At 56.9% G+C, this 14,146-nt stretch carries 15 protein-coding genes; 4 read left to right on the top strand and 11 right to left on the bottom strand.

Annotated features, from left to right (window positions below; all coding sequences use genetic code 11):
• Positions 1-45: 45 nt before the first annotated feature.
• From RT613_RS12455 to RT613_RS12435, 5 genes are read right to left on the bottom strand one after another with little or no spacing between them, the layout of a single operon-like run.
• On the bottom strand, positions 46-978 hold the full coding sequence (locus RT613_RS12455; RefSeq protein WP_313615761.1) for a phosphatidate cytidylyltransferase: 933 nt from the start codon (positions 976-978) through the stop codon (positions 46-48).
• Positions 978-1,628, bottom strand: coding sequence for a lysophospholipid acyltransferase family protein (locus RT613_RS12450; protein ID WP_313615760.1), 651 nt, complete (start codon positions 1,626-1,628; stop codon positions 978-980). The genes RT613_RS12455 and RT613_RS12450 overlap by 1 nt, the downstream gene beginning before the upstream one ends.
• On the bottom strand, positions 1,625-2,062 hold the full coding sequence (locus tag RT613_RS12445; RefSeq protein WP_313615758.1) for a hypothetical protein: 438 nt from the start codon (positions 2,060-2,062) through the stop codon (positions 1,625-1,627). Before RT613_RS12445 ends, RT613_RS12450 begins: the two co-directional genes overlap by 4 nt.
• Positions 2,059-3,393 carry a phosphatase PAP2/dual specificity phosphatase family protein gene (locus RT613_RS12440; RefSeq protein WP_313615756.1) on the bottom strand — a complete coding sequence of 445 codons (1,335 nt, stop codon included), beginning with the start codon at positions 3,391-3,393 and terminating at the stop codon, positions 2,059-2,061. The genes RT613_RS12445 and RT613_RS12440 overlap by 4 nt, the downstream gene beginning before the upstream one ends.
• Before the next feature lie 7 nt (positions 3,394-3,400).
• A complete protein-coding gene (locus tag RT613_RS12435) occupies positions 3,401-5,137 on the bottom strand; it encodes a bifunctional alpha/beta hydrolase/class I SAM-dependent methyltransferase (protein ID WP_313615754.1) in 1,737 nt (578 codons plus the stop codon).
• A 119-nt stretch (positions 5,138-5,256) separates the two neighbouring features.
• Here RT613_RS12435 and RT613_RS12430 point away from each other — a divergent pair, with 119 nt between their 5' ends.
• Entirely contained in the window at positions 5,257-5,856 is a 600-nt protein-coding gene (locus RT613_RS12430; protein ID WP_313615752.1) for a CDP-alcohol phosphatidyltransferase family protein, read from the top strand.
• 106 nt (positions 5,857-5,962) lie between these two features.
• Here RT613_RS12430 and RT613_RS12425 read toward each other — a convergent pair whose 3' ends face one another.
• From RT613_RS12425 to RT613_RS12400, 6 genes are all read right to left on the bottom strand, one after another.
• Complete coding sequence (locus RT613_RS12425) at positions 5,963-6,985, bottom strand: extracellular solute-binding protein (RefSeq protein WP_313615750.1); 1,023 nt, start codon at positions 6,983-6,985, stop codon at positions 5,963-5,965.
• 171 nt (positions 6,986-7,156) lie between these two features.
• Positions 7,157-7,852 (bottom strand): response regulator transcription factor, encoded by a 696-nt coding sequence (locus RT613_RS12420; protein ID WP_313615748.1) that lies wholly within the window; start codon positions 7,850-7,852, stop codon positions 7,157-7,159.
• A complete protein-coding gene (locus RT613_RS12415; RefSeq protein ID WP_313615746.1) occupies positions 7,849-9,192 on the bottom strand; it encodes a sensor histidine kinase in 1,344 nt (447 codons plus the stop codon). The genes RT613_RS12420 and RT613_RS12415 overlap by 4 nt, the downstream gene beginning before the upstream one ends.
• Positions 9,193-9,338: 146 nt before the next feature.
• A complete protein-coding gene (locus RT613_RS12410) occupies positions 9,339-9,824 on the bottom strand; it encodes a hypothetical protein (RefSeq protein ID WP_313615744.1) in 486 nt (161 codons plus the stop codon).
• Between the two features lie 226 nt (positions 9,825-10,050).
• Complete coding sequence (locus RT613_RS12405; protein WP_313615742.1) at positions 10,051-10,662, bottom strand: cytochrome b/b6 domain-containing protein; 612 nt, start codon at positions 10,660-10,662, stop codon at positions 10,051-10,053.
• 150 nt (positions 10,663-10,812) lie between these two features.
• A complete protein-coding gene (locus RT613_RS12400) occupies positions 10,813-11,325 on the bottom strand; it encodes a GNAT family N-acetyltransferase (RefSeq protein ID WP_313615740.1) in 513 nt (170 codons plus the stop codon).
• A gap of 89 nt (positions 11,326-11,414) precedes the next feature.
• Between RT613_RS12400 and RT613_RS12395 the strand changes: the two genes are divergently transcribed.
• The 3 genes from RT613_RS12395 to RT613_RS12385 all read left to right on the top strand — a co-directional run bounded on the left by RT613_RS12395 (position 11,415) and on the right by RT613_RS12385 (position 14,136).
• Positions 11,415-12,305: a LysR substrate-binding domain-containing protein gene (locus RT613_RS12395; RefSeq protein ID WP_313615738.1), complete on the top strand. Its 891-nt coding sequence runs from the start codon at positions 11,415-11,417 to the stop codon at positions 12,303-12,305.
• A gap of 163 nt (positions 12,306-12,468) precedes the next feature.
• Positions 12,469-13,296 carry an AraC family transcriptional regulator gene (locus RT613_RS12390; protein WP_313615736.1) on the top strand — a complete coding sequence of 276 codons (828 nt, stop codon included), beginning with the start codon at positions 12,469-12,471 and terminating at the stop codon, positions 13,294-13,296.
• A 228-nt stretch (positions 13,297-13,524) separates the two neighbouring features.
• Positions 13,525-14,136 (top strand): LysE family translocator, encoded by a 612-nt coding sequence (locus RT613_RS12385; protein ID WP_313615734.1) that lies wholly within the window; start codon positions 13,525-13,527, stop codon positions 14,134-14,136.
• Positions 14,137-14,146: the final 10 nt, after the last annotated feature.

The following is a 14,146-nucleotide window of genomic DNA, read 5'->3' as shown; positions in this document are numbered from 1 at the left end:
ATCACGTTAAAATCTGGCCCTTTAGTTCCTTGCGCTAACGTGTCTTCACGTCCAGGCGTAACGCACGATATGGAAAAACACTGGCGCTGCGAAAACAAGGCTGTCCGCCCGGTCCAGCATGCCGCCATGCCCTTCAATCATGTGACCCCAGTCCTTGACGCCGCGGTCACGTTTGATGGCAGAGGCAACAAGCCCACCGAAAAAGCCCATGATGCAGGACAGTGCCGCCAAGAAACCCGCTTCCAGCGGTGAAAACGGTGTCAGCCAGTAGAGTCCGGCACCCATCAGTGAGGCACTGGCGATACCGCCAATCAGCCCCTCCCAAGTCTTTGAAGGCGAAATGCTTGGTGCCACCTTGTGACGTCCAAAGAGCTTGCCGAAGATATATTGCAGCACATCGCTGCCCTGCACGGTGGCAATCAGGAAGGCGATCAGCAGCAATCCGCGTCCTTCATTGCCGGGAATGGCAAGCGTCACCAGCGCCGGCACGTGGCTGATACAATAAACCGACAGCATCACACCCCATTGCTGTTCGCTGACCCGTTCGAGAAAACGGGACGTATCACCGCGCATTGCCGTGAGGGCCGGCATGGCCAGAAAACAATAGACCGGAATGAAGATCGAATAGAGCCCGTACCAGTCGATCCAGATCAGATAATATTGCACCGGCACGATGATCAGGAACATGCCGAGCAATGTCCAGCGATCGGCATGACGTGTCTTGGTGAGGGTGACATATTCCCGCAGCGACGCAAACGACACGAATGCAAACAGCAACAGCACGCCACCCGTACCGAACAGGAACGCAAAGCTGATGCCGGCCACCATGATCCACCATGCCTTGATACGGGCATTGAGATTGTCCAGCGTCGACGGCAGTGGCTTGGGGCTGCGCCAGGACAACACGCCTGCAACGACACTTGCCGTCACCAGCACGCCGACCAGACCCAGAAAAAGGTGCATCGTGTCGTCGCTCATCAGCTATTTCCATCTTTTCTGGGTGCAAGCGCCAAAAGAGCCTGCCGGGCGCGGTCAAGAAATTCTCGGCGGTCCTCGCCTTCTGTGAGTGTCACCGGTGCACCGAAAACAACCCGGCACAACAACGGAATGGGCAGCACCGCACCTTTGGGCAAGACACGCGACATGTTTTCAATCCAGCAGGGAACGAGTTCAACGTCAGGCCGTGACAGGGCGAGATTGTAAAGTCCGGAACGAAACCGCAGCAGCGGTTCTTCCGTCATGTTGCGGGTACCTTCTGGGAAAAAGATCAGCGATTCACCCACATCAAGCGCATCGAGCATCACCTGCATTGGGTCAGCCGTTCGCTCCACCCAGTTGCGCTCCACCAGAACGGTGCGCAGCAACCGACGGGAAATGAACTGGCGCACCCGCCCTGAACCCCAATAATCTGCCCCGGCAACCGCTGCCGTCCGCGCACGCTCAAAGGGCGTCAGGCAGGTCGCAACCAGAATGAAATCGCCGTGGCTGGCGTGATTGGCATAATAGATGCGCTGCCCGCCATTCGGCGCAGCACCCGCCCATATGGGACGCACACCGGTGACCGCCCGTGCCAGAACCGCAAGCACAGACCCGGAAACGATCTGTAAAAGCGTAGCACCACCGCTCATGTCGGCGCTCCATCGACGGCATCAAGAAGAAGAATAGCGTAGAGCAGGATCGCAATGGTCAGCGTCGACCATTGCAGAATGACCAGACGGCGGCATCCGGCAAAACGTTGTGACAGAAATGCCGGCACTGCAGGTTTCGCCCGAAGTCCCATTCGCGCCAGAACGTCATCGATTGCCGTTAGCGCGTCTTCTTCGGTGTCATGCGAAGTCGCAAGGCGAAAGAGCAGCGCATCAAACAGCAGGTGAACGGCCAGCGCCAGCGGAACAAGGCAGAAGGCAAGCAGCAGCCACCAACCAAGCGCTGCGGTAAAACCGTGCGCACCTGCCGTCACCGGTGCAATGACCAGCAGCAGAAGCGCGATCGAACCGCCGCCAATGCTGTTTCGGCGCAGGTGTCTGGCCTTATCCGTTACGGCCTTTTTCCAGTCACTCATCGCGCAGCCTCGTCAATTGCCGCATAGGCTTGCTGCTTTACGTGAACCGGTCGACCGAGCGCTTGCAGTTGCCCGACTGCAGCAGTGGCATTGGTTGCGCGGCCGGTGCGCACAAGCCAGCATGCCATCACCGTTGCGCTTCGCTGAAAACCCAGCGCGCAGCAAACAAGCACCGGGCCGCGATGACGGGCGTCTTCAACGGCAAGTGCTGCATCACGAATGCTGGTGGAAGACAAAGGCAACAGATCAAGCGAGGGAAAGGCCCGCCAGATCAGACCGGGCACGCGCGGTGATGGAAACTCGGCCGTCATGTCGACCACCGCAGAATAGGCGCTCAGTTCCTTGCAGTCAGGCGCGCGACCGAGAAACACGCCGTCAGCGACTTCGACTGAAGCTGGCAGCGTGCGGGTCCACCACCAGCGGTTCACCTTTGCCTCCAATCGATAGGGCCAAAGCAACCAGCGGCTCGCGAGGCTTGTGGTTCCGTCGTGATATTTTTGAAAGACCTGTGGTCCCGCCCCTGCGTAACCAATCGCCACCAATGCCAGCGCCAGACTTGGCCACAACCACAGCAACCCGGCGCCGGAACTGCGCACCGTGACGACCGCGATCGCAAGAAAGACAACCGCACCAACCGCATAGGCCAGTGCCAGACGGCGCGCCCTCTGATTTCCGGTAAACTGGAAAGTCGAGAGTGGTGATGCCTTGCCCGGCGGGAAAAGCCAGAGCGCAAACAGGCCCAGCAGCGCCCCGGTCGGGATATCGATGACATGATGTTGCCAGGTGGTCATGACAGAAATGCCGATCAGCAGTGACCAGACATGCCAGGCAACGCGCACAACACCATTCAGGCGCGCGCGCCAATGATCCCAGATGATCACAAGCAGGGCGATGTGCAGCGACGGCGCCTGATTGAACGGTTTGTCGAAGCCACCAAGAACATCAAACATGAAGCCTGGAAGGCCTGAGGTTTCCGGTCGCACGAAAATTGCCTGCAGCGGAAATGCAAGAAAGCAGGCAACGGCCACGATTTGCGCGGTCAAATACCGTCGTGCCAGCCGAGAGACCTCGGTCGGTGTATCATTGTCGAAAAGCGACAGGGCGTAAAAGGCATTGATCGACCAATAAGGAACGATCGACCAGGCGATGAAGGGGACGTGTTGTTCCCAATCAAAAGCAAGGTTCGGCACCTGCGCCCGCAGTGACGCCTGCCAGTTGGCCACACCATAGGTCAGGTAGAAAAATGGAGCGAGGAAGGCAAGCCAGAGGGCTGCCCTTCGCACGACTGCGCCGCGCCTATCCGCTGCAACAGATGGAACCCTCTCCTCCATGCGCCCCTCAGATACGTTCGGCCAGAGACACGGTGAAAATGCCCCACTTGTCGATACGCTGTTCAATCTTGCGGAAACCGGCAGCTGCCACCAGCTGATCCATTTCCTGCTGGGTGCGGCGGCGCATGATCCAGGCTTCACCACCACGATGCGAGGTCAGCGCTCGCGCGATCATTTCCAGCTGCGGGTGCCAGGGCTGGCCGGTATAGAGCAGCAGCGATCCCGGCTCCAGTGCCTGCGAAATGCCGCTCAACGAGGCTTCGATGGCTGTGTTGTCCGGGAACAGCTCGTAAAGGCCTGAAACCACGGCAAGCGTCGGCTTCGGTTCGATTGCGGCCAATGCCGCCGTATCGAAGGCATCGGCGCGGTGGAACGAGGCGATATCGCTGAGGCCACGCTCGGTGATTAGCGCGCCACCCTTTTCGACATTGATCGGTGAGTAATCCTGCAGGCGGATGCTGTCTGGTCGCACATCTGATGCTGCCACCGCATCCAAAATGTAACGTCCGTGGCCAGCTGCAATGTCGAGCACACGCACCGGCTTGCCCTCTGCCTTCAGCCGGGCAAACGCCTTGCCGATCAGTTCCTGCAGATGCACCTTGCGTTGGCGGATGCCACGCCAGCCGATAGCATCGAGAAACTGCCGGTCGATCAAACGGCCACTGGGCCCAAGACCGCGCGCATCATCTTCATAGACATAATCAAGCGTCGAGCCGGAATCGAAGCCGGTGCGCAAACCGGTCTTGATGCCATTGGAAAACAGGCCGCCGAACCGGATCGACGCCCGTGTCACAGCCCAGTAGAGGCCGCGTGGTGTCGTGAGCGACAAGGGCGTTGCCAATCGATCCGCCTCATCACGGCTGTAACCGGAGAGGTGCGCCTTGCGAAGGTCTGCTATTGCAGGTGCCTCTTCGAAGCGTGCAATGACGAATGTCTTGATCTTTTCCAGCGCCTTGGCACGGTGCAGCTCGCCCAACGTGTCGTGATAGAAGCCGGGCAACACGTGGCGTTCCTTGATCGTGCTGCCGAGGTTTTCAAAGAACCGGTGCTGCGGTGCATGACGCACGACGAAATCATTGCCCGAAATGAGCAACTGCGTCGGCACGGTAATCGCACGGGCATCGGTCACAACACGGTCAGCCGCCTCGTAAAGCTCCAGAAGAATGTTGGAGGCGATGGGGCGGGTGATCAACGGATCGCTTTCGAACGATGCGATACGTTCGGGATCATGCGTCAGGAAACGAGCCTTGACGTAAGAATTGACAAAAAACGTGCCTTTCAGCTTCTGCCAGAGGGCAATGCCTTCCCGTGCGAAAGGCACATAAAGTTTGACGTCAAAGGCCGGGGACGCCAGCACCAGCGCGCGAATATTGGGCGCGTAATCATGCACCCAGGTTGATGCCAGCACGGCACCGACACTTTGCGCGATGACAACCACCTGATCCATGGCAAAACCGCCGGTCTCGCAGATATGGCGCACGAAACTATCGAGGTCGCGCACCGAATGCGCAAAGGACGGTGAATGGCCACGCTGGCCGGGCGACTTTCCGTGGCCGCGCGCATCCCAGGCGTAAAAGGCAAAATCATCGAGACCAAGTTCATCGACAATATGGGCAACCCTGCCACCATGTTCATGGCCGCGGTGCAAAAGCACGACAACACCCTTTGCCGAGCCTGAGCGGGCAGGCCATGTGCGATAGAAAAGCTCCACGCCGTCATGGCTCGCAAACACTGATTCGATCATGCCATTGTCACTCCCGCTTGACTGGACTGCACTCTATACGGATGATTTGCCAAGTTTCCAGTTGATTTCATCAACTTGCGCCTGCATTTGTGAATGAAATCAATCGAATTCGAGCTTTCATGTCGATCTACAAACTGAAATCATCATTCCAATCCATCCTGCGCCCGCTGGTCGCACGCCTTGCAGCCATGGGCGTTACCGCCAATCAGGTCACCCTCTTTGCGGCACTGGTGTCAGTGGCCATCGGTGCCTTGCTGGTGGTGCAGCCACTGCCAGCATTGTTTGCACTGGTGCCGGTCTGGATGTTTCTGCGCATGGGTTTTAATGCCGTGGATGGCATGCTGGCGCGTGAACATGGCCAGCAGTCGTCGCTTGGCGGTTATCTCAACGAAATCACCGATGTCGTGTCGGATGCGGCACTTTACGTGCCCTTCGCGCTTGTCGCGCCCTTCTCACTGCCATGGATTGCAACGATCATTTTTCTCGCCGTCCTGACAGAATTTGCCGGTGTGCTGGGTGTGGTGCACGGCAATGGCCGCAGTTACGAAGGACCAATGGGAAAAAGCGACCGCGCTTTGCTTTTCGGCGCTTTGGGTCTGCTTGTGGCAATGTTTGACACCTTGCCGCAATGGACATGGCATCTGCAGCCGATGTCATGTGTCTTGCTGATCTGGACGGTGGTCAACCGGGTGCGGGCTGGCCTCCACGATCCACAATAGACTGTAGCATCCGCCTGCATTGTCTGCCAAGGCACGACAGTAAAACCGCTGATCAGGAAAAGAAGCGCCCCTTGTTTCTGAGCGAAGAGGCGCTTCCGATGTTCAATTAGTTGTCGAAGCCAACCTTTTCAGCCAGTTCGCTGGCCTGCTTGCGGTGGGTGACGATTTCCGACAGCGGCTTGTTGTCGATCTTCAGTTCGCCAAACGAGGCGATGATCGGATCAACAGAAGCGCCCGACTTGACCGGATATTCGTAATTGGCCTCTGCGTAGATCTTCTGGGCTTCGTCAGACACCAGATACTCCAGAAGCTTTACCGCATTGTCCTTGTTCGGTGCGTTCTTGGCAACCGCAGCACCCGAAATGTTGACCTGCGTACCGCCATCCTTGAAGGTCGGTAGAACAACCTTGATTGCATCGCCCCACTTGACCTGGTCTTCACCGCCCTTGCCCGAACGCATCAGGCCAACATAATAGGAGTTGGCGAGACCGATATCGCAAATGCCGCCGAGAATATCCTTGGCAACATCACGGTCGCCACCGCCAGCCTTGCGGGCCAGATTGTCCTTGACGCCAGCCAGCCACTTCTCCGTTTCTTCTGCGCCGTAATGGGCAATGTAGTCGGCAAACAGTGCCGTGTTGTAGGGATGTTGGCCGGAACGAATGCAAACCTTGCCCTTCCACTTGGCATCCGCCAGGTCTTCATAATTGAAGGACGCAAGATCAAGGTCCTTGGCAGCGTAGAGAACGCGGGCACGCATCGACAGGGCAAACCAGTTGCCGGCAGCATCACGCAGTTCAGCAGGAACGGCATCCTTCAGCGCAGCGGAATCGACAGCCTGCGTCACGCCCTTGTCCACGAGGTCGACGAGGTTACCGGCATCAACCGTCATCAGAATATCCGCCGGAGAGCTTGCACCTTCGCTCAGAACACGTTCCGCCAGACCGTCCTTGAGAAAGACCGTGTTGACCTTGATGCCGCTGGAGGTGGTGAAAGAATCGAGAAGCGGCTGGATAAGAGCCGGTTCGCGGGTCGTGTAGATGTTCAGTTCATTTGCAGATGCCAGCGAGGGAATGGAAAGCGCCGAGGTGGCGAGTAAAGCAGACGTCAAAAGGGCCTTGGCTTGCATGGAGAACTCCCCGGATTTAAGGCCACTGCGATCCACGCGCATGCTGGCCCGAGTTTCGATATGGATTTCGACGCAAAGGCGAAATCTATTCAATAAAACTCCACTTATCTGGATACCCCACCACACGCCATGCGGACCAAAGTCCGTATCGCTACAGTTTTCGATGCCCGGTCATCGGCTGTTTTTGTCGTATTGCCAATCCCGCATCAAAACCGCAGCTTCGGTTCTGTTGCGAACTTCAAGTTTCCTCAGCACCCGTGTCATGACGTGTTTGACGGACTTTTCCTGCAGTGACAGAAAGCGCGCAACCTCCTTGTTGCTATGCCCTTCCGCCACCAATGCAAGTATCTGTTCTTCCCGTGGGGTCAGGTAGGGCATGGCACGTGCGGGTGCTTCGCCCTGCTGATCGCCGGTTTGCGTCGAGCGCTCTTCCGTCATGTCAGAGAGGACACGGGCCGCAAGGCCGGCCGACACAATCGTTTCACCGTCGGCAACGCCGCGCAGAACATCAACGAGGTGGCTGCAGTCAGCCCCCTTCAGCACATAACCCCTGGCACCGGCCTTTAATGCTTCATAGACATCATTGTCATTTTCGGACGCCGTCAGAACAACGATGCACGCAGCCTCATCCAGCCCGCGTATCGCCCGGATTGCCGCATGGCCACCACCCGGCATGGAGAGATCAACAACACTGATGTCAGGCTGCTCCCGCCTGAAGATGGTTATGGCATCCTCGGCGGTTGCGCCCTCCCCGACAATCACGATGCCACCTTCATCCTCCAACCCACGGACAACACCCATGCGAAACATCGGATGATCATCGATGATGGCAACGCGCAGCACAGTCCGAGTTTCCGCCTCTGTCATGATGGCAACACCATCGTCACGGCAGTCCCGCCGGATGGATTGCTGGCAATTTCCATATGCCCTCCAAGGCTGGCAACCCGTTCTTCCAGCCCTGACAGGCCAAGACCGGCGCTGGTGGTATCACGCGTAAATCCGATGCCATTGTCTTCAACGCAGACAGCGATGCCATCAGCATGCGGCATGACGGACGCCTTGATCCAGCTTGGATTTGCATGCCGGGACGCGTTGCTCAATGTTTCCTGCAAAAAGCGGTAGATGCAGATTCGCGTGCCTTGGCTTTTCACGTCAACATTGGACACTGCGGTGTCAATTGACATGCCGGAATGCAGTTCATGGGCCCGGATTGCCCGGATGGCCACCTCGCTACCGGATAGGTCCTCCAGCTCTGGCAATCTCAGATCACGGCATATGTTGCGAATTTCCTCAATGGCATCCTGCACCGAGCGCTGGATCAGCGCCTGGTCATCATCCCTCGCCTTGCCTTTGCGCACCGCCTCAAGTCGCATCAGGGCGAAACCCAACAGCTGCGTCGGGCCGTCATGCAGATCGGATGACAGCCGCCTTAAATAGCGCTCATTCAGCGCCACAGTTCGTTGTGAGGCATCATCGACCCGTTTTCTGAGTGTCGTATTGAGCTCGAGCAGCTGTGACAATTTGCAGACCTGTTCATCCAGCTTTTGCCGCTGTCGTTCGATCTGCGCACTTCCGCGCGCAACAATCAGGAAAAGAATGGCAAGCATGCCGATCGTGACGCCGGCGACAACCAGCCAGCTGTGAAAGATGGATCGCCGTACCTCCGAGATGATGTCGGTGGAGCGCTCGTAAAACTCGGCGACACCCACAACCTCACCGGTTCTGGCATCGCGGATGGGGCTGTGTATTTCCAGAAATGGCAGCCCGCTGCTTCTCTCGAATGCGTGTTCGTCGCCGCTCAGCGCATCAAATTCTGCTGTGACCGTGCCGTTGATCGCCGTCTGCAATGCGGGCTGCATCGGAAATGTCTTGCCGATCAGCTCAGGATCGGTGCTGAACGCCACCATTGCATCATGGGTCCAGATCTTGAACGAAAATATACGGCTGGCCAACGGCCCGGCACCTATCGCAGCGGTGAGATCAGCCCGCGATTTTTCGTCCAGCACGGTTTGCGGTGACAGGTTCTGCACCAGTGGCGACACGATACTGTCCACAAACAATGCGGTCGCATCCGCGCGGTTCTGGAGGATCGCCTTTTCGATGTTCGAAGAAACCCAGAAACCGATGGCGAGCATGCCGGCCAGCAGAACGGGCACGCAGGCGAGAGAAAATTGCCATGCATGCGTGAGTTTGATCTGCGGGCGCAAGGTGAACATCCAGTCTGTGGTCCGATTTCTCTGTGCAGCCACTTTTAGGGACAAGCCTGCCCTTTTGCCAATTGAAACCTGCACAGATCTCAGGGACGCAATATTTGCGATGTCCTGCAGCCGAGGTTCAGCGCGATGAGCTGGTGTCAGGGACGAATATTGTCCTTGTTTGCAATGACCGAACCGGGCTCACATTGCAGGCGCGCCTGTTCATTGTCCTTGGTGTGATTGCTGAACGCATCTATCGATTTGTAGACACGGATTTCGGCATCACGGACCGGTCCGTCACTGCTTTTGTCTTCGGTGACAAAAAACGAATAGACATAATTCTTGTTTGCCAGACCAACACCCATTCTCAGATCGGTCGGGTGATCAGGGTTGGTGTCCTTGGTCGAGAAATAATAACCGTCCGCTTCAAAATAAAGCTCGGCCGGTTTCGTCCCGATAGCATAGGTATAATAGTGGCTTTTGAGGCTCTTGTGACTTTCCTGATCGGTGATTTCACAAAACTCAGCCCGCGCTTCCGAACCGCGGATATTGCAGGCAAACAATGTCTGCCAGGGTGGTATGCAATTGGCGGATGCCGTGAGTGGGAAAAGAGCCAAAAAAGTCGTCAGCAATCGGCGTTTCATGAACAGTCCTGTTAAACGGGTCTTGAGAGAAGCCATTTGGACAGGAATATGAAGGCCCTAACCCAAGTGCATCGTTATTGCCTTGCACGTTAGAGCTTCAATGCAACCCCGACAATCCAAATTCAACAAACAATTGATGGGTGTTTATTGTGTTCTAAACGACATTTCTTGACACAAATACCCCTGGGGGCTGACCCTGTACATCTTGGCAGAGCCCCGTAAAAACCTATTCTTCCCTGACGGCATTTGAGCCTTTGACCGTGCGGGAACGCAACGGTCCAATCATCCGGGCAACAATGGCATCGTGTCGAACAAATCGATGGAACAATGCCGCGAGGATATGCCCGACAATCAGCGCGGACAGACACCATGACAGTGGCCCGTGCAAGGCGTTCGCCGGCGCTGTCAGCCAATCAACCCGCTCACCGGTAGCTGGAATCCACGGAGCCCAGCCCTTTCCATTGCCATAGGCGCGAAGCAGTGCGAGTGCCGGAATGGCAAACATGAGCAGATAGAACATTGCGTGGCCGGCCATCGCAAGGCGACCCAGCAAACTCAACTCCTGCTTTGGTCGCTGCCTGTGGTTGGTCAGCGCCCAAAGTGCGCGAAGGATAACAAGTGGCAGGACCATAAGCCCAACCGTTCCGTGGGCCGGCCCAAACGAGGTAACCAGCTTGACCCACTCGGCAGGGCCAAACAAACGCCAGCTCAAAAGAGTAAAGAACTGCCAGATCAGCAGATAGGCCATGAACCAGTGCAATATTCGGCTCACCAAACCATAACGCTCAGGCACATCCATCCAGATGTTTGTCAACTTGTTGGCAGTCGTCTTGTTCATTCTCACCCCGTCTCACGCGGCGTAGAATCGCCGGGACGCGTCTTTTGGCCTTGCTAACGGATTACCCTCCCCAGGTGAAGCCAATGGTGTAAACGTCCAAGGTTGGCTGCGCTGCCACCGTTAAAGCGACCCAGTCCAACACTGGACCGTTTAAGAGGGCGTGAGTGCCTTGCTCAGGATGACGCTTCGGTAATTGGTGTGCGACCATTGCGTATATTCCCGGAAACGGTAGTCGAGGCGGGAATACCATTCGACGAGATGCGTGGCCGGCTCGGCCGTATCCAGTGCAATCTCGCGCGCGTTGTCTGCCACGGCCATGGTCTCGGCCTTTTTGAGCAGCTGCAGACCAATGCCTTTCGCCTGAATTGCCGGATCCACCGCGAACTGAGCGAAAGACGCAACGTCGGGACGATCATACCACGGACATCCCATGGTCTGTCTGGCAGAGCGAAACAGGATCGTCCCGCAAATTTTTTCGTCAAGCACCGCAACAAGGCATGTGCCTTGCGCTATGCGCTCGCGGGTCACCGCCTCGCTCTGATGTGTTGCCATGTAGCGCAAGCCCATGTCGGCCAGCCGCTGATAGGCCCGGTGAAGAAGGGTCGTCAGCTCTGCAACAGAATCGGCCTGATGAAGTGGACGGATAAGGATTGGATCTGTCATGGAAGCTCCGCTTTTTTCACTTCCCTTGCCTGCCTTTTTCCCGCAGTACAATTGAGTTAGTGTGCGTCAATTGTCAGGAAAACTCACAGATGCCCAGGTCTCTTCCGCCCCTTAATGCCGTAAAAGCCTTCGAATGCGCAGGCAGGCATCAAAGCCTCAGCGCCGCTGCAGCGGAGCTGGGCGTGACGCATGGCGCCATCAGCCGCCAGGTCAAGATTCTGGAGGACTGGCTCGGCACCGGGCTGTTTATCAGGGAAGGTCGGGGCATTGAGCTGACGGTGGACGGCAGGCAATTTTTGAAAGAGGCAACGAAACTTCTTGATGGGCTGGCGCTTGCAGCGGAGCGATTGTCAGGCGGTCCCAAAAGCCGGGTTTTGCGCATCAACGCACCACAAACCTTCACAATGCGCTGGCTGATACCGCGGCTTTCAGCCTTTTCGGTCGCCCATCCTGGAATAGAGGTTCGCCTTTCCGCCTCAATCGAACCCATCGACAAGATCACCGGGCATTTTGATCTCGCCATCCGACGCGGCGCCATGGGTGCCGACAGCACACCGTTTTTGTCGGAGACCTGCGTTCCTGTTGCCAGTCCTGATCTTCTGAAAACCACACCGGTAAGCCGCGTAACAGACCTGACTGCGCACACGCTGTTGCACGCTGAATCTGTCGCGGACCTTTGGCAACGCTGGCTTGATCTGGCCGGATATCGCAAGCTGCAGGGTAAGGCGCAGTTACGCTTTGAGCCCCTTTATCACTCACTACAAGCCGCAATCGATGGCGCGGGGATAGCCATGGGGCCAAGCGCGCTGGTGGCAACCGACATTATGGCGGGACGACTGGTTGCCTTGTTTCCAGACCTGCCGCTACCCCTCGATGATTTTCATTTTTTTGTGCCGCCTGGGGCCGCCACACGCCATGTCAGGGTGTTTCAGCGCTGGCTGCTGGATATGGGCCTTGCGCAATCACCTCGGCCGCCATGACTTCGACCTGGCCATCAATGCACCAACGCTTCTGAATGAGGTCGGGGTCCGCGGCTTGCCTCTAGTCTGGACAGCCGGATAAATTTCGGCAAAATCGGTCTTCCCCGGAGTACGAAAACGCCGCCGGAACAACAATTCACAATAAAATGGGATGATTTGGCACATGCGCAACAGCAAAGACCGCCTCTCCTCCTCATTCACGGTCAGGTCCACCATCCTGCCTGGGGTGGATGCCGTTGGGGCTGATACGGCGCTTGCCTTTGACCGGCACATGCACGACCAATTCGGCATCGGGCTGATCGATCGAGGCGCACAGGCGTCGTTCAGCGGTCGGGGTATGGTGGAAGCAGAAGCGGGTGATGTCATCACCGTCAACCCCGGCGAAATCCACGACGGTGCGCCGATCGGTGATGGTGGTCGCCGTTGGAAGATGCTCTATTTTGAGCCTGACGTCGTGACTGACCTTTTCCACGACATCACCGAAGGCAAAGCACATCTCTTCGAGTTATCGAACCCCGTTATCCAGGACAGGATTGTTGCAGATCGTTTTCGATCGCTGTTTGCTTGCGTGACTGCGGATTCCGGTACAGAGCAACAGATGCTGGCCGAAGAACAGTTGTTTTTCATCCTCGAGCCACTTGTCGAGAGCGGTCAAACACTCAAGACACGATCCGTACCCAAAACCATCGCCGTCGCCGTCACAAAAATCGATGACGAACCAGCCGCTCCCCTGTCGCTGAGCGATCTGGCTGAATTGTGTGGCATCAGCCGCTTTCAGGTGCTGCGCGGTTTTGCCCGTGCCACCGGTCTGACGCCCCATGCCTACATGATCCAGCGACGATTGCAGATGACCCGACGGCTGATCGCGGATGGCGGCAATCTGGCAGATGCTGCGGCCTCAAGCGGCTTTGCCGATCAAAGCCACATGACGCGCCTGTTCACGCGCACCTATGGCATGTCGCCCGGCTCCTACGCCGCAGCGCGGCGGTAATAACGTCTGCAATTTCCTTCAAGACGCAAGGACGCTGTAGAGGAACAATGGCTCAAAACATCAGAGAGCCGCAGACATGCCTTTAACTATCCAAAATGCCGATAAGAAATACTCCCCATTTCCAGACCAAAGCCAAACCAACCGTCGATGGGATCACAATCTGGCGGAGACGTTCAAGTCAACTGCACAGCCGATATCACCGTCGTCACATTTCGAAGCGGTGACAGCATGAGCATCGAGTTTTTGCTGACAACCCTCGTCATTGTTGCCTCCCCCGGCACCGGTGCCATTTACACACTTGCCGCCGGCCTTTCAGGTGGTGCACGCGCCAGCATTGTCGCGGCATTCGGCTGCACACTTGGCATCATCCCGCATATGATTGCCGCCATCAGCGGCCTCGCCGCGCTGCTCCATACCAGCGCCACGGCGTTTCAGGTGCTGAAATGGCTTGGCGTGGCCTATTTGCTTTACATGGCAATCTCGATGTTCCGGGCAGGTGGTGTCCTGCGCATCGATGGCGCTCCGATCACCAAAAGCGACCGTCAGATCGTGACGTCAGCAGTCCTGATCAATCTGCTCAATCCAAAACTGTCGATTTTCTTTTTTGCGTTCCTGCCGCAGTTCATGACCTCAAGCGAAATCAGCCCCCTACTGGTGATGTTTCATCTCAGCCTCGCCTTCATGGCGCTGACCTTCATCATCTTCGCTCTTTATGGTGTATTCGCCGCTTATCTGCGCCGCCACATCGTTTCAAACCCGATGGTCCAGCGTTGGATGCGGCGTGGTTTCGCAGCCGCTTTCGGAGCGCTCGCCATTCAACTCGCTTTAGCCGCGAAATGACCAATCCGGC

Origin of the sequence: Agrobacterium sp., from assembly GCF_032092815.1 — a bacterium.
Lineage (GTDB): Bacteria > Pseudomonadota > Alphaproteobacteria > Rhizobiales > Rhizobiaceae > Agrobacterium.
This window is presented reverse-complemented; position numbering and strand designations above follow the sequence as displayed.

Coding starts and splice junctions, on each gene's coding strand:
- RT613_RS12450 (WP_313615760.1), bottom strand. CDS start 1,628: ATGAGCGGTGGTGCTACGCTTTTACAGATCGTTTCCGGGTCTGTGCTT.
- RT613_RS12420 (WP_313615748.1), bottom strand. CDS start 7,852: ATGACAGAGGCGGAAACTCGGACTGTGCTGCGCGTTGCCATCATCGAT.
- RT613_RS12385 (WP_313615734.1), top strand. CDS start 13,525: ATGAGCATCGAGTTTTTGCTGACAACCCTCGTCATTGTTGCCTCCCCC.
- RT613_RS12425 (WP_313615750.1), bottom strand. CDS start 6,985: ATGCAAGCCAAGGCCCTTTTGACGTCTGCTTTACTCGCCACCTCGGCG.
- RT613_RS12395 (WP_313615738.1), top strand. CDS start 11,415: ATGCCCAGGTCTCTTCCGCCCCTTAATGCCGTAAAAGCCTTCGAATGC.
- RT613_RS12390 (WP_313615736.1), top strand. CDS start 12,469: ATGCGCAACAGCAAAGACCGCCTCTCCTCCTCATTCACGGTCAGGTCC.
- RT613_RS12430 (WP_313615752.1), top strand. CDS start 5,257: ATGTCGATCTACAAACTGAAATCATCATTCCAATCCATCCTGCGCCCG.
- RT613_RS12400 (WP_313615740.1), bottom strand. CDS start 11,325: ATGACAGATCCAATCCTTATCCGTCCACTTCATCAGGCCGATTCTGTT.
- RT613_RS12435 (WP_313615754.1), bottom strand. CDS start 5,137: ATGATCGAATCAGTGTTTGCGAGCCATGACGGCGTGGAGCTTTTCTAT.
- RT613_RS12405 (WP_313615742.1), bottom strand. CDS start 10,662: ATGAACAAGACGACTGCCAACAAGTTGACAAACATCTGGATGGATGTG.
- RT613_RS12410 (WP_313615744.1), bottom strand. CDS start 9,824: ATGAAACGCCGATTGCTGACGACTTTTTTGGCTCTTTTCCCACTCACG.
- RT613_RS12440 (WP_313615756.1), bottom strand. CDS start 3,393: ATGGAGGAGAGGGTTCCATCTGTTGCAGCGGATAGGCGCGGCGCAGTC.
- RT613_RS12445 (WP_313615758.1), bottom strand. CDS start 2,062: ATGAGTGACTGGAAAAAGGCCGTAACGGATAAGGCCAGACACCTGCGC.
- RT613_RS12455 (WP_313615761.1), bottom strand. CDS start 978: ATGAGCGACGACACGATGCACCTTTTTCTGGGTCTGGTCGGCGTGCTG.